The sequence below is a fragment of the Amycolatopsis silviterrae genome, assembly GCF_042684085.1.
Taxonomy (GTDB): Bacteria; Actinomycetota; Actinomycetes; order Mycobacteriales; family Pseudonocardiaceae; genus Amycolatopsis; species Amycolatopsis silviterrae.
In genome coordinates this window covers 145,616-170,296 of sequence record NZ_JBHUKS010000033.1, presented here as the reverse complement: position 1 = coordinate 170,296, position 24,681 = coordinate 145,616, and the positions used below count along the sequence as shown (strand labels likewise).

Annotated in this window: 21 protein-coding genes; 14 read left to right on the top strand and 7 right to left on the bottom strand. The window is 69.1% G+C overall.

Going from position 1 to position 24,681, the window contains the following annotated elements:
* Positions 1–56: 56 nt before the first annotated feature.
* Together ACFSVL_RS39440 and ACFSVL_RS39435 are read right to left on the bottom strand one after the other, a co-directional pair.
* Positions 57–1,244, bottom strand: a complete 1,188-nt coding sequence (locus ACFSVL_RS39440; RefSeq protein ID WP_378312084.1) for a saccharopine dehydrogenase family protein — start codon at positions 1,242–1,244, stop codon at positions 57–59.
* Between the two features lie 42 nt (positions 1,245–1,286).
* Positions 1,287–1,679, bottom strand: coding sequence for an acyl-CoA thioesterase (locus tag ACFSVL_RS39435; RefSeq protein ID WP_378312083.1), 393 nt, complete (start codon positions 1,677–1,679; stop codon positions 1,287–1,289).
* A gap of 168 nt (positions 1,680–1,847) precedes the next feature.
* Here ACFSVL_RS39435 and ACFSVL_RS39430 point away from each other — a divergent pair, with 168 nt between their 5' ends.
* The 4 genes from ACFSVL_RS39430 to ACFSVL_RS39415 are packed head-to-tail and all read left to right on the top strand — an operon-like array spanning position 1,848 to position 6,492.
* On the top strand, positions 1,848–3,350 hold the full coding sequence (locus tag ACFSVL_RS39430) for an AMP-binding protein (RefSeq protein WP_378312081.1): 1,503 nt from the start codon (positions 1,848–1,850) through the stop codon (positions 3,348–3,350).
* The gene (locus tag ACFSVL_RS39425) at positions 3,347–4,903 is read left to right on the top strand and encodes an acyl-CoA carboxylase subunit beta (RefSeq protein WP_378312079.1); all 1,557 of its coding nucleotides are present in this window, start codon (positions 3,347–3,349) and stop codon (positions 4,901–4,903) included. The genes ACFSVL_RS39430 and ACFSVL_RS39425 overlap by 4 nt, the downstream gene beginning before the upstream one ends.
* A complete protein-coding gene (locus ACFSVL_RS39420; RefSeq protein WP_378312077.1) occupies positions 4,900–5,115 on the top strand; it encodes a biotin/lipoyl-binding carrier protein in 216 nt (71 codons plus the stop codon). Before ACFSVL_RS39425 ends, ACFSVL_RS39420 begins: the two co-directional genes overlap by 4 nt.
* Before the next feature lie 3 nt (positions 5,116–5,118).
* Positions 5,119–6,492, top strand: a complete 1,374-nt coding sequence (locus ACFSVL_RS39415; protein WP_378312075.1) for an acetyl-CoA carboxylase biotin carboxylase subunit — start codon at positions 5,119–5,121, stop codon at positions 6,490–6,492.
* Positions 6,493–6,678: 186 nt separating this feature from the next.
* Here the strand turns inward: ACFSVL_RS39415 and ACFSVL_RS39410 are convergent, their stop codons facing one another.
* Positions 6,679–7,308 (bottom strand): TetR/AcrR family transcriptional regulator, encoded by a 630-nt coding sequence (locus ACFSVL_RS39410; RefSeq protein ID WP_182895679.1) that lies wholly within the window; start codon positions 7,306–7,308, stop codon positions 6,679–6,681.
* Between the two features lie 56 nt (positions 7,309–7,364).
* Here ACFSVL_RS39410 and ACFSVL_RS39405 point away from each other — a divergent pair, with 56 nt between their 5' ends.
* The 7 genes from ACFSVL_RS39405 to ACFSVL_RS39375 all read left to right on the top strand — a co-directional run bounded on the left by ACFSVL_RS39405 (position 7,365) and on the right by ACFSVL_RS39375 (position 16,117).
* Positions 7,365–9,002 (top strand): GMC family oxidoreductase, encoded by a 1,638-nt coding sequence (locus tag ACFSVL_RS39405; RefSeq protein ID WP_378312073.1) that lies wholly within the window; start codon positions 7,365–7,367, stop codon positions 9,000–9,002.
* Entirely contained in the window at positions 8,999–9,430 is a 432-nt protein-coding gene (locus ACFSVL_RS39400; RefSeq protein WP_378312071.1) for a hypothetical protein, read from the top strand. Before ACFSVL_RS39405 ends, ACFSVL_RS39400 begins: the two co-directional genes overlap by 4 nt.
* 1 nt (position 9,431) lies before the next feature.
* Entirely contained in the window at positions 9,432–10,922 is a 1,491-nt protein-coding gene (locus ACFSVL_RS39395) for an aldehyde dehydrogenase family protein (protein WP_378312069.1), read from the top strand.
* Between the two features lie 137 nt (positions 10,923–11,059).
* Complete coding sequence (locus ACFSVL_RS39390) at positions 11,060–12,598, top strand: flavin-containing monooxygenase (RefSeq protein WP_378312067.1); 1,539 nt, start codon at positions 11,060–11,062, stop codon at positions 12,596–12,598.
* Positions 12,595–13,635 (top strand): alpha/beta hydrolase, encoded by a 1,041-nt coding sequence (locus tag ACFSVL_RS39385; protein ID WP_378312065.1) that lies wholly within the window; start codon positions 12,595–12,597, stop codon positions 13,633–13,635. Before ACFSVL_RS39390 ends, ACFSVL_RS39385 begins: the two co-directional genes overlap by 4 nt.
* Positions 13,636–13,718: 83 nt before the next feature.
* Positions 13,719–15,257, top strand: a complete 1,539-nt coding sequence (locus ACFSVL_RS39380) for a long-chain-fatty-acid--CoA ligase (RefSeq protein WP_378312063.1) — start codon at positions 13,719–13,721, stop codon at positions 15,255–15,257.
* The gene (locus tag ACFSVL_RS39375) at positions 15,254–16,117 is read left to right on the top strand and encodes an NAD(P)-dependent oxidoreductase (protein ID WP_378312061.1); all 864 of its coding nucleotides are present in this window, start codon (positions 15,254–15,256) and stop codon (positions 16,115–16,117) included. The genes ACFSVL_RS39380 and ACFSVL_RS39375 overlap by 4 nt, the downstream gene beginning before the upstream one ends.
* Here the strand turns inward: ACFSVL_RS39375 and ACFSVL_RS39370 are convergent.
* The gene (locus ACFSVL_RS39370; RefSeq protein WP_378312059.1) at positions 16,114–17,346 is read right to left on the bottom strand and encodes a PucR family transcriptional regulator; all 1,233 of its coding nucleotides are present in this window, start codon (positions 17,344–17,346) and stop codon (positions 16,114–16,116) included. The genes ACFSVL_RS39375 and ACFSVL_RS39370 overlap by 4 nt on opposite strands.
* Positions 17,347–17,518: 172 nt before the next feature.
* Between ACFSVL_RS39370 and ACFSVL_RS39365 the strand changes: the two genes are divergently transcribed.
* Positions 17,519–17,932, top strand: coding sequence for a nuclear transport factor 2 family protein (locus tag ACFSVL_RS39365; protein ID WP_378312057.1), 414 nt, complete (start codon positions 17,519–17,521; stop codon positions 17,930–17,932).
* Between the two features lie 339 nt (positions 17,933–18,271).
* Here the strand turns inward: ACFSVL_RS39365 and ACFSVL_RS39360 are convergent, their stop codons facing one another.
* From ACFSVL_RS39360 to ACFSVL_RS39350, 3 genes are read right to left on the bottom strand one after another with little or no spacing between them, the layout of a single operon-like run.
* Entirely contained in the window at positions 18,272–19,246 is a 975-nt protein-coding gene (locus tag ACFSVL_RS39360) for an amidohydrolase family protein (RefSeq protein ID WP_378312055.1), read from the bottom strand.
* A complete protein-coding gene (locus tag ACFSVL_RS39355) occupies positions 19,243–20,505 on the bottom strand; it encodes an MFS transporter (RefSeq protein ID WP_378312054.1) in 1,263 nt (420 codons plus the stop codon). The genes ACFSVL_RS39360 and ACFSVL_RS39355 overlap by 4 nt, the downstream gene beginning before the upstream one ends.
* A gap of 46 nt (positions 20,506–20,551) precedes the next feature.
* Positions 20,552–21,091 carry a hypothetical protein gene (locus ACFSVL_RS39350; RefSeq protein WP_378312052.1) on the bottom strand — a complete coding sequence of 180 codons (540 nt, stop codon included), beginning with the start codon at positions 21,089–21,091 and terminating at the stop codon, positions 20,552–20,554.
* A 358-nt stretch (positions 21,092–21,449) separates the two neighbouring features.
* Here ACFSVL_RS39350 and ACFSVL_RS39345 point away from each other — a divergent pair, with 358 nt between their 5' ends.
* Positions 21,450–23,804 (top strand): xanthine dehydrogenase family protein molybdopterin-binding subunit, encoded by a 2,355-nt coding sequence (locus ACFSVL_RS39345; protein WP_378312050.1) that lies wholly within the window; start codon positions 21,450–21,452, stop codon positions 23,802–23,804.
* The gene (locus tag ACFSVL_RS39340) at positions 23,801–24,676 is read left to right on the top strand and encodes an FAD binding domain-containing protein (protein WP_378312048.1); all 876 of its coding nucleotides are present in this window, start codon (positions 23,801–23,803) and stop codon (positions 24,674–24,676) included. Before ACFSVL_RS39345 ends, ACFSVL_RS39340 begins: the two co-directional genes overlap by 4 nt.
* The last annotated feature ends 5 nt before the right edge of the window (positions 24,677–24,681 follow it).

Sequence of the window (24,681 nt, the reverse complement as noted above, 5' to 3'; positions counted from 1 at the left end):
CCGTGACAGTGTTCGAAGGAGGTGCACCTCGGCCCGGCCGAGGTGCACCTCCTTGCTTACCTGGCGGCGATTTCCTCGACGACGACCTCGACGACGTCGGCAGGGCGTTCGTTTCCGGGTACCTGGCGCGCGTGCTGAGCCAGGTCTGCGAAGAACGTGCGCGCGTCGAGGACCTCCGGCCCGTGGACGCCCGGTCGGCCGCACTGGCCTCGCGCTGTCATGAGCGTCGCCACGGCCAGCGGGATGCCGGTCATCGTGCCCATGCTGTCGTCGGGGACGACGAGGGGGCGGGCGCCGACGCGGATTCGCTTGCCGTCCTTCGTTCCCTCCGCGACGGCGAAGAGCACCGGCAGCGACGGCGCGGGACCCGCGGCGGAGCCCATCGTGCCCGGCTCGAGAACCAGGGCTCGGCTCGCTGCCGCCACGTCGAGTTCGCCGGAGCGGACCCGGTTCGCCGTGCGGATCACCGCCTCCATCAACCGCGGCCTGGACGTCATGAGATTCAGGGATTCCCTTACGCCGCTTCGGGAGCGGGGGAGTGTCAGTGGTTCGGGATGGCCGCACACCCAGACCGTCGCTTCGCCCCGTCCCGGATAGCTGAGCGTGCGCTCCTCGAGCGGCTGGGTGTCGGCGAGACCGCCGTCGCGCCACGCCTTGATCGTCGCGGTGCAGTTGTGCAACCAGTGTTCGACCGCCGCGGACGACCGCACACTGTCGTCGACCTCGGCGCGCTGGAAACCCGATGCACGCCAAGAGGTGTAGACGGTTTCCACCGCGTCGCACTCGTTCATCGCCAGCACGCCGAGCAGGTTGCTGATGCCGGGACTCGCGCCGATCCCGATCACCGCGGTGACGCCGGCTTCCCGCGCGGCGGCATCGAGACCGAGCATCTCGAGGGTCGGCTCGAAGTCGTCGCAGATGTCGAGGTAGTGCGTTCCGGCGGCGATCGCGGCGCGCAGGACGAGCGGGCCGAACCGGTAGAACGGCCCCGTCGTGTTGAGCACGATGTCGATGCCGGACAGCGCGCCGGCGAGCGCGGCCGCGTCGGAGATGTCCAGCGCGAGCGGCTTCGCCCGCGGGCCGAGCACGTCCGCGAGTGCGGTGGCAGCCGCCTCGTTCCGGTCGGCGACAAGTACTTCGGCGATCTCCTCGGCGCCGGCCAGGACACGACAGGCGTGCGCGCCCATCTCGCCCGCGCCGCCCGTGACGAGGACACGTTTTCCAGTGCGGCGTTCAGCAGTCATAGTGATGTTCAACCTCCTGTTTGGACAGCGGGAATCCGGTGCTCATGCGGTGATGTCCGCGCTGAGGGCGTCGCGTTCGCCCGCGGTGAGCGGCCGCGGACGGCGCGTCTCGAGGTCCCAGGCCACGAGCGTCGCATCGGAGCGGTTGCACACGGCGCCTTCGGCATCGCACAGCAGTTCCGCGAGATCGAAGCTCGAACGGCCCACCCGTACCGGCCGGAGCGCGACCTTGAGCGGGCCGTCCGCTTCGAGGACCTCCTTGAGGTACTGCATCCGTTGCGCGGCAACCACATAGGCCGGTGCGGGGGTCCGCCACCGGTCGCGCAGGTAGTCCACCCGCGCCTGCTCGAACGCCTTCGGGTAGACAGCCGCGGTCAGGTGTCCGAGGTAGTCGAAGTCGGACGACCACGGGTGCACTGTCGTCGTCCAGGTCATGGCGGGCTCCCGGTCATCGCGACCTCCACGGGGGTTGACAGCGGATGGACGAGAACTGTTCTATATCAAACGTCTGAAATAATAAACCCCGAGGACCGAAGGGATCTCTTCGTGAACGACGTCAGCAGGTCCAGGTCCGGCCCGCGGGCGGCCGGTCGCGTGAGCCCCGTGGACGACCTGCTGTGTGCGGTCGCCCGGGACGCGGGCCGTCCGCTGCTCCGCACGCGCGGCCAGGTTCTCTCCACCGGGGAGCTGGCGGAGCGGGCGCGTCGCGTGGCGGCGGCGCTGCGCGGCCGCGGGGTGTCCGCAGGGGACCGCGTCGCGCTGGTGAGCGGAAATTCGATCGACCGGGTCGGGTGGATGTTCGGCATCTGGTGGCTCGGCGCGGTCGAGGTGTCGGTCAACGTCGAACTCCGCGGCCCGATGCTGGCGCACGTCCTGGCCGACTCGGATCCATGCCTGATCGCCTGCCAGGACGAATGCCTGGGGCCGGTGCGCGAGGCGGCGTCCGGCGACGTCCTGCCGATGAGCGAGCTGACCGCGGATCCGGTCGGCCCGGCTGAGCGGGACGAACTCGATGCGGCGCAACGAAGTTTCGGCCCCGGCGACCTCGCGACCATCCTTTACACGTCGGGAACGACGGGACCGGCCAAGGGCGTGATGCTGCCGCGTGCGTATTTCTCGAATCTCGCCGAGGTCTGGATCGACCGGCTCGGCCTGAGCGCCGACGACATCGGGTACTTCCCGCTGCCGTTCTTTCACGTCGACGCGCACGTCAAGCTCGTCGCGTGCCTGCAGTCGGGCAGCTCGATGGCTTTCCGCGAACGGTTCTCCGCCAGCGAGTATTTCGCGGACGTCCGCCGGTTCGGGGCGACCTGGGCGTCCGGGGTGGGAGCGATGCTGTCGATCCTGGCCCAGGGCGAGCTGCCGGAGCCGGGCTCGCATCGGCTGACCCGGATGATCGGGGCTCCGATTCCGCGGATCGCCTACGAGACGTTCGAGGACCGGCTCGGCATCCCCGTCCTGACCCTGTTCGGCCAGACCGAATGCGACGGCATCGCGATGGACAGTGTCGAGCAGCGCCGCCGCGGCGCGGCGGGACATCCGCACGACGCGATCGAGGTGCGGGTGGTGGACGAGAACGACCGCCCGCTGCCCGCGGGCGAAACAGGCGAGATCGTCTACCGCCCGCGCCGTCCGCACCTCACGGCCCTCGGCTACTGGCGCCGACCCGAGGCGACGGTCGAGGTCTGGCGCAATCTGTGGTTCCACACCGGTGATTCCGGCCATCTCGACGGCGACGGCTTCCTCTGCTTCGACGGCCGGAGGACGGACAGCTTCCGCCGTCGCGGCGAGAACATCTCGGTCTGGGAGCTGGAGCACAGCCTGAACACGGCTGACGGAGTCCGGGAGTGCGTCGCCATCGCGGTGCGCGACGAGCACGGCGGCGAGGATGAGATCAAAGTCTTCGTGGTCCCGGACGGCGACGGCCTGGTGCCCGGCGAGTTCGTGGCGCACTGCCGCAAGGTGCTTCCCCGGTTCGCGATGCCGAGATACCTGACGGTCACCGACGGCTCCGAGTTCGTGCGCAGCGCCGGGACCGGCGTGGTCCAGAAACATCTGCTCTCCCGCGACATCACGTCGCCCGACGTCATGGAGGTGCCGCGATGAGCACACCCGGCGGATTCAGCTGGGCGGACGCCCTGGACGCATTCGAGGTCCGCCGCGCGCAGGCCCGCAAGCTCGGCGGCGAACGGCGGGTCGCCCGGCAGAAGGACCAGGGCCGGTACACGATCCGCGAACGCATCGCCGCGATCTCCGAGAGCTTCAGCGAGATCGGCGAATTCGCGGTCTTCGAGGAGCGCGACGCACTCGGCAACCGGCTCGGCACGCTGCCGTCGAGCTACGTGTGCGGACTGGCCAAAGTGGACGGTCGGCCGGTCGCGCTCGGCGGGGAGGACTTCACCGTGCGCGCGGGCGCCCCGCAGAGTTACCTCGACCGGATGAAGGGCGGGATGGGCGGCTTCGTCGAGGATCTCGCCCACGAGTACAAGATCCCGCTCCTGATGTTCGTGGAGGGCATCGGCGGGGACGTCGCGGCCCAGGAGGACAAAGGGCACACCTATCTCACCAGTTCCGTGAGCTGGACGCGTTCCTTCGAGCTTCTCGGCGAGGTCCCGGTCCTCACGATGGTGAGCGGCGCCGCGGTCGGCGGCAGCGCGGCGCGGGCGGTGGCCAGCCACTTTTCGGTGATGACCAAGGATTCCGTGCTCTTCGCCGGCGGCCCGCCGCTCGTGCGGCGCGCGCTGGGCATCGACATCGACAAGCACGAGCTGGGCGGCGGTCCCGTCGCGACCGCGAGCGGCGCGGTCGACAACCTGGCGCGGGACGAGGACGACGCGATCGCCCAGCTGCGGGCGGTGCTGAGCTATCTGCCGCAGAATGTCTGGCAGCTCCCGGAACGCACGTCCTGCGACGATCCGGTCGACCGCCGCGCATCGGAACTGCTCGAGATCATCCCGGAGAACCGGCGGCAGGCTTATCGCGCGGCCAAGGTGATCAAGGCCGTCGTCGACCGGGACTCGTTCTTCGAGATCGGCCCCCGATGGGGCAAGAGCCTCGTCACCGGTCTCGCCCGGATCGACGGAATGCCGATCGGAGTACTGGCGAGCAATCCGCAGCACCTCGGCGGCGCGATGGACGCCGCCGCGGCGGAGAAACAGGTGCGGCTGATGAATCTCTGCACCACCTTCCACCTCCCGGTCCTCTACTTCGTCGACGTCCCCGGCTTCATGGTCGGTCCGCAGGCGGAGCGGGCGAACGTCATGCGCTGGGGAGTGCGCGCGATCCAGTCGGTGGTCGAAGCGACCGTCCCCATCGTCACCGTGCAAGTGCGCAAGGCGTACGGCCTCGCCGTTTCCGCGACCTCGAACCCGGACCGGCTCGGGCTGCGCCTGGCGTGGCCGAGCGGTGAATGGGGCGACCTTCCGATCGAAGGCGGAGTGGAAGCCGCGTACCGGCGCGAAATCGAGGCGTCGGACGACCCCGCCGCGATGCGGGCACAGATCGAGGACCGCATGCGCTCGCTCGTCGATCCGTGGCGGACCGTCGAAGCGTTCGGCGTGGAGCACATGATCGACCCGCGCGAGACCCGTGAGGTCGTGGCGTCGTTCCTCGATGCCAGCCAAGGCGCGCTCGCCGTGCAGACAAGGAAGAAACCATGAACGAAATCGTCGCCGACTGTGCGGCTTCAGTGTGGAAAATCGTTGTGACGACCGGTGATCAGGTCCGCGAGGGGGACGTGCTGCTCGTTCTCGAGTCGATGAAGATGGAGATCCCGGTCGAGGCCGAGGACGACGGCGTGGTGGCCAAGATCCACGTCGCCGAAGGAGCCGTCGTCTCCGACGGCGACGTGCTCGTGACGCTGGAGGACTGATTCGTGTTCGGCAAAGTCCTCGTCGCGAACCGGGGAGAGATCGCGGTACGCGTCATGAAAACGTTGCGGCGAATGGGAATCGCCAGCGTCGCCGTCCATTCCGACGTCGACGCGGGCAGCCTGCACGTCCGGACGGCCGACGAAAGCGTGCTGATCGGACCCGCCCCGGTGGCCGAGAGCTATCTGCGGATCGACCGCATCGTCGAGGCCGCGCTGTCCACCGGCGCCGAGGCGATCCATCCCGGCTACGGCTTGCTGTCGGAGAACCCGGAGTTCGCTCGTGCCTGCGCGGCGGCCGGGCTGGTCTTCATCGGCCCGAGCCCGGAGTCGATGGAGATGATGTCGTCGAAAATCCGGGCCAGGGAAACCGTTTCGGAGGCCGGCGTCCCGGTCGTTCCCGGGTGCACCGAACCGGTTCACCCCGGACCGAAAGCGTTCGCGACGGCGGCGGCGATCGGCTACCCCGTCGCCGCCAAGGCCGCGAGCGGCGGTGGCGGGAAGGGGTTCCGGGTGGCCAACGGCCCCGGCGAACTCGCCGCCGCGGTCGAGGGCGCGGCAGGGGAGGGCGAGCGCTTCTTCGGCGACGCCACGGTCTACCTGGAGCGCTATCTCGAAGACCCGCGCCATGTCGAGGTGCAGATCATCGGCGACACGCACGGCAACATGGTCCACCTGTTCGAACGGGACTGTTCGGTCCAGCGGCGGCACCAGAAACTCGTCGAGGAAGCACCCTGCCCGCTGCTGACCGACGCTCAGCGCACCCGGCTGGGCGAGATCGCGGTGCGGGCGGCGCGAGCGGCGGACTACTTCTCGCTCGGCACCGTCGAAGGACTGCTCGCCGGCGACGACTTCTACTTCCTCGAAATGAACACCCGCGTCCAGGTCGAGCACCCGGTCACCGAACTCGTCACCGGCCTCGACCTGGTCGAGGAGCAGATCCGCGTCGCCGCGGGCGAACCGCTCGGCTTCGCCCAGCCCGGCGTGCGGATCACCGGCCACGCGATCGAATGCCGGATCAACGCCGAATCGGCCGCCAAAGGGTTCCGGCCGGGCCCCGGCCGGATCGAGCGGTTCGCCGCACCGTCGGGAGACCAAGTGCGGGTCGACACCGGCGTGGCCGAGGGGGACGCCGTGCCGCCCTACTACGACCCGCTGATCGCCAAGGTGATCACCTGGGGCGAGGACCGCGCCGCCGCCGCGGCGGCGATGCGCAAGGCCCTCGACGAGACCGTCGTCGAGGGCATTCCGACGCTGCTCCCGTTCCATCGCGCGTTGCTGGCGAGCGAGGAGTGGGAGCGGGCGGGCACGTGCCGCGATCTGGTCGCGGACCGGGCGTGGCTGAAGTCCACCGACGACTGGGCGGACCGGCGCGAATGACGGGTGCAATGTGCACCCCCGTGCGGTCGCGGACACCCCAGATGTGTGTGGCGCGCGCCGACGGCCATGTCGAACCATGGGCACCGCGCCGGGCGAGCGGTCCGGCGGACGGAGTTCGGGAGTGCACCCATGACAGGCAACGGAGCCTTCGCCGCCGCCGGACCGCGGCGGCCGGCCGGTCCGGGTTCAGCGCCGCGCCGAGCCCGCGGCGCTCATCGCGAGCGCCGACTCGACCCAGTCCCGGACCGGGGGAGCGACGGTGCGATCGCCGCCGTTCCACAGGTTCGAGCCGAGCACCTCGTAACTGGCGTAGCCGTCGATGACCGCCACGAGGTGGTCGCCGATCTCCCGGGCCCGGGACGTCGGCAGGCCGCGCGAATCCAGCGCCGCGCGCACGTGGTCCTCGACCGTCGAACGCCACGAGGTGAGGTAGTTGAGCATGTCTTCGCCGAGCTTGTCCGGGGAGCTGGCCGCTTCGGCGTAGAAGAACAGCGTGATCCGGGCGAAAGCCACCGACGGCCCGTCGAGCGGCAGGTGCGCGGTGAGGATGCGGACCAGTCGCTCGGCCGGCTCCAGACCGGTCTCCTCGGCAATGGCCGCCAGCCGCTGTCCGGAGAGCCAGAACGTGTGCCGGAAGGCCAGCCGCAGCAGGTCGTCCCGGCCGCCGACGTAGTGGTTCAGCACGCCGGTTGACCAGCCGCTGCGGTCCGCGACATCGCGCAGGGTGACGGCGCCGACGCCGTCCTCGGCGACGATCGCCAGCACGGCGTCGGCGATCTCGGCACGCCGCTGGCGGTGGTCGACGATCTTCGGCATGCCCGTATTTAAACACAACCGTCTGACTTAAATACCGAGCAAGAGGGAGCGCGCCCATGACCGTGCCTGGCCCGTCTTCGCGAGACGGCGACGTCGACGCGCTGATCATCGGCGCGGGGCCGTCCGGAGCCACCGCCGCGCGGCTGCTGGCCGAGAGCGGGTTCCGCGTGACTGTCCTGGAACAGGGCGGCTGGCCTGCCGCCGCCGACTATCCCAGCGACAAGCCCGAACGCGATCTGCTGGTCGCCGGTCCGTGGAATCCGAACCCCAACCACCGCGGCCGGCCGAGCGACTATCCGGTCAACGACTCCGATTCGGACGTGCATCCGCTCATGTTCAACGGGGTCGGCGGCAGCAGCGTCCTGTTCTGGGCGGAGTGGCCGCGGATGATCCCGTCCGACTTCCGGGTGCGCACCCTCGACGGCGTCGCCGACGACTGGCCGCTCACGTATGAGGAACTGGAGCCGTATTACGACGCTGTCGACGAGATGATCGGCGTCTCCGGGCTGGGCGGCAACATCGCCTATCCGCCCGGTTACGTGCCTCCCCAGCCGCCGCTGCCCATCGGCCGCATCGGCCGGATCGCGGCCGAGGGCATGAACAAGCTGGGCATCGGCTGGTGGCCGGGCACGTCGGCGATCCTGTCGAAGGGCGTCGGTTCCCGCGGGCCGTGCGCCCGCTGGGGGACCTGCGGCAGCGGCTGTCCCGAGGGGGCGAAGGCGTCCTTCGACGTCGCGATGTGGCCCGGCGCGCTGGCGGCAGGAGTCAACCTGGTGACCGGGGCGCGGGTCCGCGAGATCACCGTCTCCGGTCAGGGCCTCGCGACCGGTGCCACGTGGATCGACCGCGCGGGAATCGAACAGCACACGGCCGCGCCGGTGGTGATCTTGTGCGCCAACGGGATCGGCACCCCTCGGCTGCTGCAGCTGTCCACGTCGCCGTTGTTCCCCGACGGGCTCGCGAATTCCTCCGGCTACGTGGGGCGCAACCTGATGATGCACCCGGTGGCGACCGTGCTGGGCGAGTACGAGAAGGACGTCGAGCCCTGGCTCGGGCCGGAGAGCCATCCGATCTGGTCGATGCACTTCGCGGAGACCGATGCCAGCCGGGGCTTCCGCCGCGGGGCCAAGTGGACGGCTGTCGTGCTCCAGGGCCCGGTGGGGCTGCTCCAGCGGTTCGCGGAGCTGCCGCTCGCCGAGCGCAGCGGCACGGCCGGGCATGAACTCGTCGAGCGGCTCTACGGCCGGGCGTTCGAGATTTCGGCGTCCATCGAGGATCTGCCCGCCTTCGACAACCGGGTCGTCCTCGACGCGGACCTCGTCGACAGCGACGGCATTCCGGCGCCGAAGATCCGCTACACGATGTCAGACGAGAGCAAACGCGCGCTCGACTGGCATCTGGACCGGATCACCGAGGTCCACGAAGCGGCCGGGGCCGTCTCCGCCAAACGCGTGGACTTCGGGGGCGAGACCGGCTGGCACCTGCTCGGCACCGCCCGGTGCGGCACCGATCCGGCGACCTCGGTGGTCGACGGATACGGGCGGTCGCACGACGTCCCCAACCTTTACGTCTTCGACGGCAGCGTTTTCGTCACGTCGTCCTCGGTCAATCCGACGCCGACGATCACCGCCTTCGCGCTGCGCGCTGCCGAGCACCTCGTCGAAACCGCCGCCGGCCAAAGGATTCCGCTGTGATCGATTTCCCCGACGACCGAGCCCGCGCCGGCGCTGCGCGCCTCGCCGACCTGTGGTTTCCCGGCACCGGACGGTCGCCCCGGCTGACCGCCCTGCCCGGCTACGCCGCTCTCGTACACCGCGCGCTCCAGGCCAATCCCGACCTCGCAGCAGCCTTCATCCAAGCCGCCGAGCTGGCCGCCGCGGCCGGCGAACTCTCGGCCGAGACAGTCGCGGACTGGCCGGCCGAACTCGCCGAAGCGGCCTTCTACTTCCTGGCCAGCACCTACTACATGGCGCCCGAGGCACGCCGCGCGGTCGGCTATCCCGGCCAGGTCCGCAGGCCCTCGGCCGAGGCCACGCCCGACCAGTTGCTCGACGACGACCTGCTCGCCCCCGTGCTCGCGCTCGGCCCGACCTACCTCCCCACCCCGACCGAAGGATCCTGAGATGACCCCCGAGAAGATCCTGGCCGACGCGCAGCGGCGCATCGACGATCTGGCTCCGGCCCTGTACATCGGCGGCGGCTTCGTCCCGAGCGCGAGCGCCGAGACGATCGAGGTGACCAATCCCGGCACCGGCACGCGGCTGGGGGTCGCGGCGAACGGCACCGCGGCCGACGTCGACGCCGCGGTGTCGGCAGCGCGCACCGCACTGCCTGCGTGGGCGCGGACGACGCCCGGAGCCCGCGCCGAGGCGCTGTTCCGCTTCGCGGACGTCGTCGACGAACACGCCGAACTGCTTGCCGCGCTCGAAGCGCTCAACGTCGGCAAGTCCTATGCGTACGCGACCTACGAGATTCCCCTGATCTCCGACTGCTTTCGCTTCATGGCCGGAGCCGCGCGAACCGCTCAGGCCCCGGCGCCCGGCCAGTACGTCGCGGGCCAACTGTCCTATATCCGGCGCGAACCCGTCGGCGTGATCGGCGCGATCACGCCGTGGAACTTCCCGTTGCTCATGGCGGCCTGGAAGATAGCGCCGGCGCTGGCGGCGGGGAACACGATGGTGCTCAAGCCGTCCGTGCTCACCCCGCTCAGCACCCTCGTCCTGGCCGGCCTCGCCACCGGGGTCCTGCCGGACGGCGTGCTCAATGTCGTGACCGGCGCCGGCGCGACTGTCGGCCGTGCGATGAGCCACCACGACGGCATCGACATGATGGCGCTGACCGGCGGCGTCGGTTCGGGCCGGCAGGTCGCGGCGGGCGCCGCGACCACGGTCAAGCGGGTCCATCTCGAACTCGGCGGCAAAGCGCCCGTGGTGGTGTTCCCGGACGCCGACCTCGACCTCCTCGTGCAGACGCTGATCGCCGTCGGCTACGGCAACGCCGGCCAGGACTGCGGCGCGGCGACGAGGGTGATCTGCCACGAGGACGTTCGGGACCGGCTCCTGGAAGCGCTCACCGCGGCCGCCCGGCAGCTGCGCAGCGGGAACGCCGCGGCAGGCGAGGAGTTCGAACTCGGGCCGTTGATCAGCGGGGCCCATCGCTCCCGCGTCGCGGCGATGGTGGACCGGGCGCGTCAGGACGGCGCCAGGGTCGTCCTCGGCGGCGAAATGCCCGGAGGCCCCGGCTTCTTCTACCCGGCGACGATCCTCGCCGACGTCGCTCCCGGGACGGAGATGGCGCGCGAGGAGGTGTTCGGCCCGGTGATCTCGGTGGAGACGTTCGCCGCCGAAGCGGAGGCGCTGAGCAAGGCGAACGACGTCGAATACGGTCTCGCGGCATCGGTGTGGACCCGCGACCAGGCCCGCGCGCTCCGGTTCACCGAGGAACTGGCGTTCGGCTCGGTCTGGGTCAACTCGCACCTCAGCTTCGCCAGCGAAATGCCGTGGAACGGATTCGGGAAATCGGGCTACGGCCGCGACAACTCCGCCTACGCCCTCGACGACTACACGCGCACCAAGCACGTGATGCTCCCGATCGGAACGCCGGGCGGCTCCTGACCGCCGGGCCCGGTGCACTCTGCACCAGGCCCGTCCCCACGACGCCACTGATGTGCGTGGCATCGGCCGTATCCCTTGGCGCAGCATGACTTCCTGGCCGGACGACCGGCCTGAGCAGATCGAGACGAGGAGTCACCATGGCCGGCAACGACGCCCGCCCCGAGGCCGCCGACATCGTCATCATCGGAGCAGGGGTCTCCGGCGTGGGATCGGCGTGCTACCTCAGGGACGCCTTTCCCGGCAAGAAAATCGTCGTGCTCGAAGGGCGCGGCCGGATCGGCGGCACGTGGGACCTCTTCCGGTATCCCGGCGTCCGTTCCGACTCCGAACTCCACACCTACGGCTACCAGTTCAAACCGTGGAGCCACGAGCACGCGATCGCGGACGGGCACCTGATCCGCGAGTACCTCGAAGAAACCGCCGCCGAGCACGGTGTCGACGACCTGATCCGCTACCACCACCAGGTCGTGTCGGCCGACTGGTCCAGCGCCGAGGGCGCCTGGACGTTGCGGGTCCGGGTCGCGGTCCCCGGCCAGAAGCCGAAAACTGTGCCGCTGAAGACCAAATGGGTCTACGGTGCCACCGGCTACTACCGGTACGACGAGGGTTTCACGCCCGGCTTCGAAGGTCGCGAAGACTTCGAGGGCGACATCCTGCACCCGCAGTTCTGGCCCGAGGACTACGACTACGCGGACAAGAAAGTCGTCGTGATCGGCAGCGGCGCGACCGCCGTCACCATGGTTCCCGCGATGACGACCGGCCCCCGCGCGGCCGAACACGTCACGATGCTGCAGCGGACCCCCACTTACATCATGACGCTGCCGCGCATCGACAAGATCTCCCAGGCGCTGTACCGAATTCTTGGGCTGCGGCGCGGATACGCGGCCACCCGGTTCAAGAACGTGTGGCGGGACTTCTTCTTCGTCGGGTACCTGCTCAAGTTCCCGAACTCCGGGCGGAAACTGATGCGCAACCTGACCAAGAAGGCATTGCCGAAGGGCTACGCCGTCGACACGCACTTCAACCCGCCGTACAAACCCTGGGAACAGCGCCTGTGCATGACTCCCGACGGAGACTTCTTCAAGGCGATCTCCGCGGGCAAGGCGTCCGTCGCGACGGACACGATCGAACGCTTCACCAAATCCGGCGTCCTGCTTGCCTCGGGAGAGGAGATCCCCGCGGACGTGATCGTCACCGCCACCGGGCTCAACATGCGCATGTTCGGCGGGATCCCGCAGACGGTCGACGGGCGGAAACTGGACGTCGGTTCCTGCGTGACCTATCGCGGCATGCTGTTGTCCGGCCTGCCGAACTGGTCTTTCGCCTTCGGGTACACGAAATACTCGTCGTGGACGCTCAAGGTCGGCCTGACCGCGCAGTACGTCATCCGGCTGATCCGGCACCTGGACGCGCACGGCTACACCAAAGCCATGCCGGTGGCCGAGCCCGGAATGGCCACCGAACCGCTGCTCGACCTGAACGCGGGCTACGTGACCCGCAACGCGGACAGCATGCCCAAGCAGGGCACCAGGCTGCCGTGGCGGATGCTCACGTCGTACCAGGCCGACAAACGACTGCTCAACGGCCCGCTCTACGACGAGAACCTGAAGTTCAGCTCCGCCAGCGACCAGCAGGCGGCCCGTGCCGCCTCCTCGAGCAAGGAGCAGGTGCGATGAACACCGCGACCACCACCCGGATCTCGGCCGGGGACTGGGTACAGCGACAGCTCGGGATCGGTATGGGCAAACTCCCCCCGTCGCTGGTGAAGCGACTGGTCAAGGTGCCCGTGAACGCGGACGGCGAGCAGATGGCCCCCGAGATCGCGATGCTCATGGCCGTCGTCGCGAAAGCCCCCGATTTCAGCGACCTCACCCCCGTCGAGGCGCGCGCCGCCGAACTGAAGGACGCGGCGATCTACGGCGAGCGCCCGCACCCGATGAACGTCGTGGAGGAATTTCAGCTGCGCGGCGGCCTCGCCGCGACCCGGTACCGCGCACGCGCCTCCTCCGCGGGGCTCATCGTGTTCTTCCACGGCGGCGGGTTCGTGCTGGGCAGCCGGGCGGTTTACGACGGCCCGGTGCGCTTGATCGCCCATTACACGGGTATGGACGTCCTGTCCGTCGAATACCGCCTCGCGCCGGAAAACCCTTATCCCGCACCGCACAACGACGCGATGGCAGCCTGGGAGTTCGCCGTCGCGCACGCCGCCGAGTGGGGCGTTCCGGACGGCCGCATCGTCGTCGCGGGCGACAGCGCGGGAGGGAACCTCGCGGCGGTTCTTGCTCAGAAGCTGCGCGATTCCCGGGTGAAGCCGGCACTGCAGGTGCTGATGTATCCCGTTACCGACCTGGCCGGCTCCCGGCCCTCGAACCGCGAGTTCGCCGACTCGCCCGCGCTGACCGCCAAGCAGATCGCGTGGTTCACCGATCACTACCTGCCGCCGTCGGTCGAACGCGCCGACCCTCGTGTGTCGCCGCTGTTCGCCGAAGACTTGACCGGACTGCCGCCCGCTCTGGTGACTGTCGCCGGTTTCGATCCGCTGCGCGACGACGGCCTCGCGTTCGCCGCCAAACTGACCGAGAGCGGCGTCCCGACGCAGCTGGTCAGGGAACCGGGCCTGGTGCACGGCTACCTCTCCTACACCGCGCTCAGCGCGACCAGCCGGGACGCGGTCAGGCGCGTCGCGTCCGCCATCACGTCGGCCATGGCCTGAACGCACCCCGATGAACCCCGGGCCGGGCGCCGGGACCGCACCCGCCGCCCGGCCCGGACACCACGCCGCCGACTGGAGCCGCCATGCTGAACCTTTCCGTCCTCCTGGAGGACTCCGCTCGTAACCATCCCGACAGAACCGCGCTGGTGCTGGACGAGAAGCGCATGACCTACCGCGAGGTCGACGCCGCGGCGAGCCAAGTGGCGAACCTCTTGGCCGAGCGCGGCATCGCGTCAGGAGACAAAGTCGCTCTCAGCTGCCCGAACCGGCCGGAGTTCGCGATCGTCTACTACGGAATCCTCAAGGCTGGCGCGATCGTCGTGCCGCTGAACGTCCTGCTCAAGCGGCGCGAGATCGCCTACCACCTCGCGGACGCCGGTGCCGTCGCGTACTTCTGCTTCGAGGGCAGTGCGGAACTCCCCGTCGGCCAAGAGGGGCGTCAAGCATTCGACGACGTCGCCGCCGTCGAGCATTTCTTCCTGATCGCCGCCGCCCCGGAGACGAGCACGGCCGCGGAAACGTTGCACGAGGCTCTCGCCGGACAACCGGAAACGTTCGAATCCGCCGGCACCGAAGCGACCGACACCGCGGTGATCCTCTACACCTCCGGCACGACGGGCCAGCCGAAAGGCGCCGAGCTGTCGCACGGAAACACGATGCTCAACGTGCTCACCCTGAACCGGATCCTCCGGAACCGGCCGGCCGGCGACAGCCATGTGGTGTGCTTGCCGCTTTTCCACACCTTCGGCGCCACCGCCCAATTGCACGCCGGCTTCTCGACCGCGGCGACGCTCCACCTGGTGCCCCGTTTCGACGCCTGCCGCGTCGTCCGCCTGATGTCCGAAGAGGACATCACCTTCTTCGCCGGCGTCCCCACGATGTGGTGGGGGCTGCTGCGGGAGCTGGGCCCTGACGTCGACGCCGCCCGCATCGTCAAGAACCTGCGCATCGGAATGTCCGGCGGCGCACCCCTGCCGGTCGAGCTGATCAAGGAGATCGACGCCCGGCTCGGCGTGCGGGTCATCGAGGCCTACGGGCTGTCCGAGACCTCGCCGCTCGCGACGATCGGCGATCCCGGCGCCCCGCCCCGCCCCGGCTCCATCGGCAAGCCGGTCTGGGGCGTTCAGCTGAAACTGATCAAGCCCGACTGGACCGAGGTGACCGGTCCGGGCGAGGTCGGCGAGATCGCGGTCCGCGGGCACAACGTGATGAAGGGCTATCACGGCAGGCCCGAAGCGACCGCCGACGCCATCCGCGACGGCTGGTTCCGCACCGGCGATCTGGCCCGCCGCGACGACGACGGCTGGTACTACATCGTCGACCGCGCCAAAGACATGATCATCCGGGGCGGGTACAACGTGTACCCGCGGGAGATCGAGGAAGTGCTGCTGACCCATCCGGCGGTGTCCCTCGTGGCTGTCGTGGGCGTCCCGCACGACAGCCACGGCGAAGAGGTCAAGGCGTTCGTGATCCCGCGCGACGGCGCCGAGGTGACGCCGCGCGAGCTAGTGGAATGGAGCAAAGAACAGATGGCCGGCTACAAATACCCGCGGCTCGTCGAGATCGTCGGCTCCCTGCCGACGACCGCCACGGGCAAGATCCTCAAACGGCGGCTGCGATGACTCGCCCGCCCCGGCACGATGTGGCCGTGCTCGGCTGCGGATTGATGGGATCGGCACTGGCGCGGAGGTTCGCGTCCGGCGGCCTCGCGGTGACGGCGTGGAACCGCACGTCGCGCCGGGCCGAGGCGCTCGCCGCCGACGGCGTCCGGCCGGCCGCGTCCGTCGAAGACGCGGTGGGGAGCACCGGACTGGCTGTCGTCTGCATGTCGGATGTCGACGCGTCCCGGGCCGTGCTCGCATCGGCTTCCAGCCTCGCCGGGCGCACAGTGGTCAATCTCAGCGACGGAACCAACGACGACGTCGAAACGCTGGCGAGCTGGGTAGGAGAGCAAGGGGCTTCATTCCTGGACGGGTCGACCTTGTGCTATCCCGACCAGATCGGCGAACCGGGTGCGATGGTGGCATTCTCCGGCCCCTCCCCGGTGTGGGCGCGGCACGAGCCTGTCCTGATGCTGCTCGGCGGCCGTTCGCGGCACGTGTCGGACGAGATCGCCGGCGCGAAGGAACTGTACCTGGGCTGCGGCGCTTTCTTCGTGACCGCGATGAGCGGGTTCGTCGAATCGGCGGCGTGCCTGCTGCGGCGGGGCCGGACGCTCGAGGAAGTCCGGTACGCCACGCTGCACGGCATCGAGGTGCTGCGCCATGCCGCCGAGGAGGCGGCCGCCGCGATCGAGTCCGGGCAGCACGACACGGACCAGGCGACGATCCATGTCTTCGCCGAGGGCGCCCGGAGGGCACTGGGAGAGCTGGAGAGCGCGGGCGTCGACTTGTCGGTGACGACCGCGGTGTCGAAGAAGCTCGACGCCGCGGAGCGCGCCGGGATGGGGCACCTCGGGTTCTCCGCGCAGGCGTTGCTCTAAGCCCGCTGCTCGCCGCTCTGCAGCTCCACCAGAGCCAGTGCGGTGTCGACAGCGGCCGGGTTCCGCGCGAGCGGGCGCGGGAGCAGTTCGTCCACCCGGACCAGACGGCGGTCGATCGTGTTGCGGTGCGCGAACAACCGGTCGGCCGCCTTCGAGATGTTGAACTGCTCGGCGATGAAGACCCTGACCGTGTCGCGCAGCACCCGGTCGGCGGTCGCCAGCTCGCCGAGGGTGTCCGCGACGAACTGACGCGCCTCGGCGAGATCGTTGGTCAGCAAGGACACGAGCTGCACGTCCTCGAAATGGACGGCACGGCATCCGGACCGAAGGCGCGTCAGCAGCGCCTGCGCCGCGTCGGCGTCGAGGTGGCTGCGCCGGAAGCCGTGCACGTCCGGCGCCGGCCGTCCCAGGGCGATCCGCACGTGGGGGACATCCGCCACGATCCGGTCGAGGTCTGTTCGGGAAGGCGCGGAACTCCCCGGAATCCACATCCACAGCGTCGTCGTCCCCGCAACGAGCGTCAGGCGGCGCGCGGCACCCGCGGCGCGCATGACCCGCTCGGCCGCGTCCTCGAGGAAGGCGAGCTGATCGGGGGAGTCGCCCCAGAGGATCGCCGCCACATGATGCCCGGTGAGCGCGTAGCCGAGCTGGGCTTCCGCCCGGGGCCGGGTGATCGGGGCGCCGCGGAGCAGTAATTGCACAGTCGCCAATCGCTCGCTTTCCGGCCCCTCGGCAAGCTCCGCCCGCGCCTCGTCGATGTACGCCGCGACCGCGGCCATCGAGTCGTCCACGTACGTCACCAGGGAATCGCCGGATATCTCGACCAGCTCGCGAAGCTCGTCCTTGTCGTCGGTCGTGTCGAAGCAGAACCGCAGCCACGCGGACCAGTTGACTCGCTGCGACGCCCGCCATGCCTCGACGTCGTTCGTGTCCATCCCGCGGAGCGCGAGGTCGCGTGCGTAGTGCCGGGTGTCGGGGATCATCGTCGTCTCGACCCGGCAGCCGGGATCGTCAATGTTGGCGATCAGCCAATGGGCCAAAGTGGACGCACAGTAAACACGGTCCATTTCGGACAAAATCGGGTCTTGTGCGAGGGCGCGCTCGCGCAGGCTCCGCTGGCCCGCGGCCCACATCTCGTGCGCGATCTCGGCCTGGTGCACCTGCATCTTGGCCGCGGCGGCGCGAAAAAGCTCGCGCGTCCGCTCGCTCCGTTCGTCCTCCGCGTCCACGGTTGCCTCCAAACCCGAGCCGGACGAACAGCCTAGGCGCAGAGGCGGCTGCCGTCACGAGTGCAGAGTGCACCGAACCGCCGGCCAGCGCGGTGTTCCTTGGTGTAGGTCGCTGCCCTTGACGCGAGCAAGGTGGTGTGGCCAGCCAGTCGCTTCCCGAGGAGGAGAACCCGTGTCCAGTGCCAAGCTTGCCCGCTACGTCCAGCGGATGAACGAGATCTGCGCCGCCGTCGCTGCCCACGACCTCGACAAGGTGCTCGAGTACTTCGACGACGAGTGCGTCGTCGTCAACGGCGCAGGCGGGACAGTCGGCGACAAATCGGCCTTGGCTCCGGGATTCGAGGAAATGTTCGCGACCTTCCCTGACTGGACCCCGCGAGTGGCGGCGTCCTTCCTGGAGGGCGACACCATCGGCGTTCTTTTCGAAGTGACGGGAACAGCCGGTGGCACCGGCCCGAAAGTGACCTGGATCGGCACCGGCTACTCCACCTTCGACCCGGAAAGCCTGAAGATCGTCCGCGACGTCTACTTCATGGACGAGGCGGCGCTGGAGCAGAAGATCAACGACGCCGCAGTGACCGGCTGACCGCGGGCAGGCCCAGCAACCCCGCCAGCTCTATCGCACACCGCTGCGGACCAGCGGCCGGGATACCTGACGAACCGCCGCAGCGCGGCAGTTCGCTGGCCTGCGCAGCCCGCAACGAGTGATCGTCGACCGCGATTCCTGACCTGCGGCTTCACCTCTGGGCGGGGAGGATCGGAGGGGTACGGGCAGCCAGTTCGCCCGCGCGCAGGCGGTGGTCTCCGCGACGACCCGCAAGATCCGCAGACGAGAACATCCCCGCTGGCCAGCGGGGATGTCGATCGTGGCGGGCCGTCTGGGGATCGAACCCAGAACCTGCGGATCAAAAGGGGTTCCTGTCGCTCAGCCTGGCGTGTTTGGCATGGTTCCTAGCCGGCGGGCTGCGAGGGGAAACAGGTCCAGCGCGCGGCGCCGGACGGTCGCGTTTTCCGCTGCGGTCAGCGCACCACAGTGTTGCAGGCTGTTGCGGTTTGCTTCCGCGGTGTCTTCTGTGGTGCAGGGTGCGCCCCAGTCGCTGCCGTACACGAGGTGGTCGGCGCCCAGGGTCGCTGCTGCCGGCAGGAGCGAACTCGAGAAGCCTGTTGCAGCGGTGTCCACGTAGATGGTTTCCATTTGGTGCGCCAGATCCTGTGCCGGGAGCCCGTGCGGCACCCATGGCTCGTTCCCCAGCAACGAGACTCGACCGGCGAGTGCGGGAAATGCTCCGCCGCAGTGCGCGAATACGAAGGTGATGTCCGGGAACAGGGTGAAGACTCTGCGGAACAGCATGTCGAAGACGGTTCTGGCGGTCTCGAAGGCGACTTCGTACAGCGGCGCCGGGTGATCCAGAGTCGGGGGCCGTCGGGCGTCGGGGTGGACGAAGACGACGGAGCCCCATTCGTTGAGCTGTTCCCAGAGCGGGAGAAGAGTCTCGTCGCCGAGGTGGGTGCCGTTGTAGTTGGCGGTGACGGCGTACCCGTCGGCGGCGAGGAGTTCTCGTCCGCGGACGGCCTCGTCCACGGCGGCGGCCGGGTTGTCGGTCGGCAGGGCGGCCAGCAGGCCGAACCGGGCCGGATGCCGGGCCACGATTGTCGCGCCGTAGTCGTTGGAGACGCGCAACGCGTCTTGGTCGCCCGGGATGTTGCTCAGGAACTGCATCGCGGTCCCTGACCGGTCCAGGTAGTCCAATGTTCGCTCCAGGGACCATTCGAACGGTTCCGGGAGGTAGATTCCCCGGCTGAGCATTGCTTGCCAGGCTCGCCGTGATTGGTCCTCGGTTGCCGGAGCGGTGAAGTGCGCGTGGATGTCGATGTACCCGTCATGCGGGGGCGTGGTCATGAAGTCTCCGAGTCTTGGCTGGGAGCGGCGGTCAGGTTTCGGTTGCCGAACTGGACGTGTCGCAGGCCCGCGAAGCAGACGAGTCCGGCCAGCAGGCTGATCGCCGCGGAAACGCCGAAGATGGCGCGGAAGCCGGACGGTCCGCCTGCCAGGGGGCCGAGCAGCAGCGGGGCGGCGAAGTTTCCCAGCGGGAACAACGCGTAGATCCACGACGTGGCGCGACCGAGTGCGGCTGCCGGGACGGATTCGCTGGCCAGCGTGGGGACGGCTGGCATGACGAGACCGATTCCGATGCCGATCAGCGCTGCGCCGAACAGCAAGAGCGGAGGTCTGGCGGCCAGAGACAGAAGCACGAATCCGAGTGCGGGCAGGGCAAGGGCGAGCACGAGGATCGTGTGAGGTCGCAGGCGGGTTTGGATTCGGCCGTAGATCATGCCGACGACGGCTGCGGGGCCGGTGGCCGCTGCGAGGAATGCGGCAACTGCCAGCGGGTCGGACACTCCGAGCTGGTTGAGGCGCTGCGGCAGGAACGCTACGAGAACGTACAGGAGCACGGCGATGATGAAGATCAGCGCATACAGCCAGAGAAGGATCGGGGCTTCGCGGACGACCGCCCGCATGCGCACGGGGCCGGCAGGCTCGGAATTGTCCCGGCGGGTATCCGGGACGAGCCAGACGGCCGCGGCGGCGAGGGGCAGCGCTATCAGGTACAGGAGAAAGGGGCCGCGCCATCCGATGTCCAGTCCGCCGATGATTCCGGCCAGCAGCGGCCACAGCACCTGGCCGACGTTGCCGATTCCCGACTGATAACCCATGATGGCGGCGCGGCCGCTGCTGTGCCGCAGGGTGAGCATGCCCACCGTGTACGCGACGGTCATGACGCCGACGGCCAAGCCGAACAGCGCCCGGATCAGCAGGAGCAGCGGATAGCTTCCGGCCAGAGCGCCGAGCCCGCCGAACACGCCGTAGGCGATGAGCGCCGCGGTAAGCAGTCGTTTCGTGCCGATCCGGTCCACCAGGGCGCCGGCGACGGGGGCGCAGGCGGCGATCAGCAGGCCGTGCATCGCGATGACCAGGCCTGCTTGTCCTGGGGAAAGGCGGAAATCGTCGCGGATCAGCACGACGACCGGACCGAGCACGGCACCGGCTTCCGCGCCGAGGGCTGCGCTCGCGAGGAGCACGATCAGCGCGGCCGAGTTCGGAACCTGCGGGCGGATCCTCTTCGAGTGGTTGACGTCGGCGGCGGATTCTGCGTCCATTGCTGATTCCTTCGACTGCGCTGTCGTGGGAACGGACTTCGAAGACTTAGCGGAGGCCGTTCTCGAAGAGTTTCAACCCTTCTTCGATCTCGGACAGCGGGCTTTCGGCGAGGCAGGGAGCCAAGATGGTGCGTGCCTGCTCGGGAGTTGTCAGCGCGGATGCGTCTACTTCGTCCACGCGCCAGCTGCCGAAGTCTTCGTAGATGAACTCCCCGTACAGCCGTCCGTCGCGGTAGGGCCACGCGGCGGCGAAGTTGTGCGACACCTGGTAGGTGCGCTTCGGATCGGTGCCCTCGCCGGCGAGAGCGGGGTCGTCCCCGCGCAGTATCTGGGCGAAGACGGCTTCGATGAAGATGCCGTAGTCGGAGACGGCGACTTCTTCTTCCAGCGCACCGAAAACGTTCATGCTTTCCCCGACGACCTTCGCGTAGAAGGCACGGACTTCCTCCATTCCGGTGCAGACCGTAGTCTGCCCGCGTTCGCTGATCCGGTACAGCGGATCGTCGACGATCATGGCGGGAACGAGGATGTCCTCCCAGAAACCGGATACCTCCAGCAACGCGTGCCGGCGGTAGTTTTTCAGCATATGCCGATGGCGGGGATTTTCGACGCGAGCGAGTGCTGCGTCGACTCCGGACGGAACGCTGCGAACGTCGAACAGTTTCACGACGGCTGGTCTCCTTGTGCTTTCGCGAAGTTTCTGAGTGCCGGCAGGGAATGCTCACGCGGTCGCCCGCACGTGCACAACGTCATGTTCATTGAATGACTGATCGATCGGCTGTGTCCGGGTCGCCGCCGTCTCTGGCGCGAACCGGATCACACTGTCGCGCAACGGATCGACCGCTTCCCTGCTGGGGCCTAGCGTGCATCGGTGGCGGATGTCCGAAATGGCGGGTCGCGGAGGCACGCCTGCGGAGGTGGGAATGCAGAGCACGGGAAAGTCTGTGGGGCGCCCGGTTCGCAAGCACGACGGTGCGGACTACCTGACGGCGCGCGCGACCTACACCGGCGACATCGTGCTGCCGGGCACGGTCTACGCCGCATTGGTGCGCGCGCCGCTGGCGCACGCGCTGATCCGGTCTGTCGAGACGGCGGCGGCGAAAAGCGCTCCTGGTGTGATCGCGGTGGTCACCGGCGAAGACCTGGCCCCGTGGTGCGACGAGATCCCGCACGGCCTGGACGCCGGGCTGCTCGGGGGACATCACAGCGCCGTGTTCCCGCTGGCCGTCGGGAAGGTCGTCTACGCCGGTGAACCGGTCGTTGCGGTGGTCGCGGCTTCGGAGGCGGACGCCCGTGCGGCCTGTTCGACTGTCGAGGTGGACTACGAGCCGCTGCCGGTCGTGCCCGACGTGGAGACCGCGCTCGCTGCGGACGCCCCGCTCCTGTATCCGGACTGGGGCGAAAACGTCCTGATCGAGGGGCAGGTCGGAAGCGGTGACTTCGCCGAGGCAGCGCGCGGTGCCGTGCAGGTGCTCGAAGGAGAACTGCGCACTCACCGTGGCACCGCGGCACCGATGGAGCCGCGCACGTACCTGGCCGACTGGGACGACGAAGGAGAGCAACTGACTCTCTACGCGTCCACGCAGAACCCCCATGTGCTTCGGACCGTGCTCGCCGCGTCGATGCGACTGCCCGAGGAACGCATCCACGTGATCGCGCCCAAGGTCGGCGGTTCGTTCGGGTTGAAGATGTACGGGAGCCGCGAGGACTTCATCGCGCCTGTTCTCTCGCGGATTGTCGGCAGGCCGGTCAGCTGGCAGGAAGAACGCGCGGCGTCCCTGCTGCCCGCCGCCCGGGAACAAGTGCTGTCTTACCGGGTGGCTTTCGACGGCGACGGCCGCCTGCTCGCCCTCGACGTCGAAGCCCTCACCGATCACGGTGCCGCGGCGCCGACGCACGGTTGGGGCATGGCGTACGTCGGCGCACTCTCGACGGGACTTGGCTACGCCATCGCGCACTGCCAGGTGCGCTATCGGGTGGTGGTGACGAACAAGGCTCCGTGGAGCGGCACGAAACCGTTCGGCAAGGACGGCGCGACGCTGCTGCTGGAACGAATCATGGAGCGGATCGCGTCCGCGACCGGCATCGACGCCATCACCGTGCGAAGGCGCAACTTCGTCCGTGCGGACGCCTTCCCGTACCGGCACACCTCAGGTCTGGAGCTGGACAGCGGCGATTACGGCGCCGCCCTCGACAAGACGCTGGAAATCCTTTCCTGCCAAGAGCTGCTCGCCGAGCAAACACGGTTGCGGGAGGAAGGCCGTTGCCTCGGTATCGGCATCGGATTCGAGCTGATGCCGGAAAGCGCCGACATTCCGGGCGCTTTCGTCGCGGCGTACGACACCTCGACAGTCCGGATGAGCCCGTCGGGCCGGGTGTCGGTGCTCACCGGGGTCACCAGTCCCGGCACCGGCAGCGATACGGGCATCTGCCAGCTCGTCGCGGACGAACTGGGTGTCGGCTTGGACGCCGTCTCCGTGGTGCAAGGCGATACCGGCACCTGTCCGTACGGCTTTGGCAATATTTCGAGCCGTTCCCTGGTGACCGGCGGCAACGCCGCGGTGCTCGCCGCACGCGACGTGGCGAGCAAGATCCGCACGGCTGCCCGCGTGCTGCTCGGAGCGCGTCCCGAGGAGCAGGTGCTGATCGAGGACGGCGTCGTCCGGCTCGCCCGCGACTCGTCCCGCAGCGTCTCGGTGGCCGAGGTCGCCACGGCCGTGTACACCCGCTCCTACTTGCTCCAGCTCGATTTCGAACCGCATCTGGAGTCGACCCGCACGTACCGGCCCGCCAACATCCGCGAGGTGCCGGACGCGCTCGGCCGGATGCAGACCTACACGACCTACCCCTACGCGGTGCACGCCTCCGTCGTCGAAGTCGACACCGAAACCGGGGTCGTGACGCTGCTGCGGCACGTGACGACGCACGACTGCGGCACCGTGATCAATCCGCTGATGGTCGACGGGCAGGTCACCGGCGGCGTCGTGATGGGACTCGGCGCGGCCTTCAGCGAAGAGCTTCTCTTCGACGACAACGGGATCCCGCTCACGACTGGCTTCAAGACCTACCTGCTCCCGCGCGCGGTCGACGTGCCGCGGGTCGAACTCGGCCACCTCTGTACGCCGGCTCCGGGGACGCCGTTGGGCGCGAAGGGCGTCGGGGAGGCGGGATTCTCTGGGGCGCTGGCGGCGGCGTTCAACGCGGTGAACGACGCGATCGCGCCGCTAGGGGCTTCGCTCGACCGCACGCCGTTGAGCCCGGTCGCGATCCTGCGCGCGCTCAGGGAGGCGCGGCGATGATCCCGACCCGTTTCGAGTACCTCGCGCCGCGGACCGTCGCCGGTCTCGTCGCCGCACTGGACGGCGAGAGCCGGCTGCTGGCCGGCGGCACCTGGGTGGTGCCGGAGATGGAACGCGCCGAGTCCCGCCCGCGACGCGTTGTCGACCTCCGCCATGCCGGGCTCGCGACAATCTCGGTCGAGCGATCCCGGCTGCGTCTCGGCGCGATGTGCACCTACAGCGATCTCCTTGCCAGCGAGGACGTCGCGCGCCATGCGCCGCTCCTGCACACCATGGCAGCCGGGGTGACCGGCGGAGCGGCACTGAGAAACCAGGCCACCATCGGCGGTTCCGTCGCGGCTGCCCGGCCGCAGTCCGACGTTCCCGCGACGTTCGTCGCTCTCCGCGCGAACGTGCTCGTCGCAGGCCCGGCGGGAGTACGTCGGGTGCCGATCGCGGAACTGTTCCTCGACGCCGGGCGAACTGCGCTTGCTGCCGCCGAGGTGATCACCGGTTTCGAGGTGCCGTCTTCGCGTGCTTTCGCGCATGGCTACGTGAAGGTGAAGCGGGGCGGCAGTTCTTGGCCGATCGCCACCGCGGCGGTGCTTCTGCGCCTCGATGATGCGGGCTGCTGCGCTGATGTGCGGCTCGTCCTGGGCGGGGTTGAGCCGGTGCCGCTCACGGTCGATCTCTCCGGTCTGCTCGGGCGTCCGCTCGGCGACGAGGAACTGGATGCGGCCGCGGCGCAGGTGGCGGCCGCGGTTTCCGTCCCCTGGACCGACGTCCTCGCCCCGGGGGAGTACCGCGCCGCGGTCGCGGGCCCAGTGGCCCGCAGGGCGCTCGCTATGGCCCGGGCGGACATCGGCAACACGCGCAGCAAGACCGGGCACTGAGGGGG

Bases quoted from the DNA above. Each gene is read 5' to 3' on its own strand.
- ACFSVL_RS39440 (WP_378312084.1), bottom strand. From the start codon at position 1,244: ATGACTGCTGAACGCCGCACTGGAAAACGTGTCCTCGTCACGGGCGGC.
- ACFSVL_RS39435 (WP_378312083.1), bottom strand. From the start codon at position 1,679: ATGACCTGGACGACGACAGTGCACCCGTGGTCGTCCGACTTCGACTAC.
- ACFSVL_RS39425 (WP_378312079.1), top strand. From the start codon at position 3,347: ATGAGCACACCCGGCGGATTCAGCTGGGCGGACGCCCTGGACGCATTC.
- ACFSVL_RS39420 (WP_378312077.1), top strand. From the start codon at position 4,900: ATGAACGAAATCGTCGCCGACTGTGCGGCTTCAGTGTGGAAAATCGTT.
- ACFSVL_RS39410 (WP_182895679.1), bottom strand. From the start codon at position 7,308: ATGCCGAAGATCGTCGACCACCGCCAGCGGCGTGCCGAGATCGCCGAC.
- ACFSVL_RS39405 (WP_378312073.1), top strand. From the start codon at position 7,365: ATGACCGTGCCTGGCCCGTCTTCGCGAGACGGCGACGTCGACGCGCTG.
- ACFSVL_RS39395 (WP_378312069.1), top strand. From the start codon at position 9,432: ATGACCCCCGAGAAGATCCTGGCCGACGCGCAGCGGCGCATCGACGAT.
- ACFSVL_RS39390 (WP_378312067.1), top strand. From the start codon at position 11,060: ATGGCCGGCAACGACGCCCGCCCCGAGGCCGCCGACATCGTCATCATC.
- ACFSVL_RS39385 (WP_378312065.1), top strand. From the start codon at position 12,595: ATGAACACCGCGACCACCACCCGGATCTCGGCCGGGGACTGGGTACAG.
- ACFSVL_RS39380 (WP_378312063.1), top strand. From the start codon at position 13,719: ATGCTGAACCTTTCCGTCCTCCTGGAGGACTCCGCTCGTAACCATCCC.
- ACFSVL_RS39375 (WP_378312061.1), top strand. From the start codon at position 15,254: ATGACTCGCCCGCCCCGGCACGATGTGGCCGTGCTCGGCTGCGGATTG.
- ACFSVL_RS39360 (WP_378312055.1), bottom strand. From the start codon at position 19,246: ATGACCACGCCCCCGCATGACGGGTACATCGACATCCACGCGCACTTC.
- ACFSVL_RS39355 (WP_378312054.1), bottom strand. From the start codon at position 20,505: ATGGACGCAGAATCCGCCGCCGACGTCAACCACTCGAAGAGGATCCGC.
- ACFSVL_RS39350 (WP_378312052.1), bottom strand. From the start codon at position 21,091: ATGCTGAAAAACTACCGCCGGCACGCGTTGCTGGAGGTATCCGGTTTC.
- ACFSVL_RS39340 (WP_378312048.1), top strand. From the start codon at position 23,801: ATGATCCCGACCCGTTTCGAGTACCTCGCGCCGCGGACCGTCGCCGGT.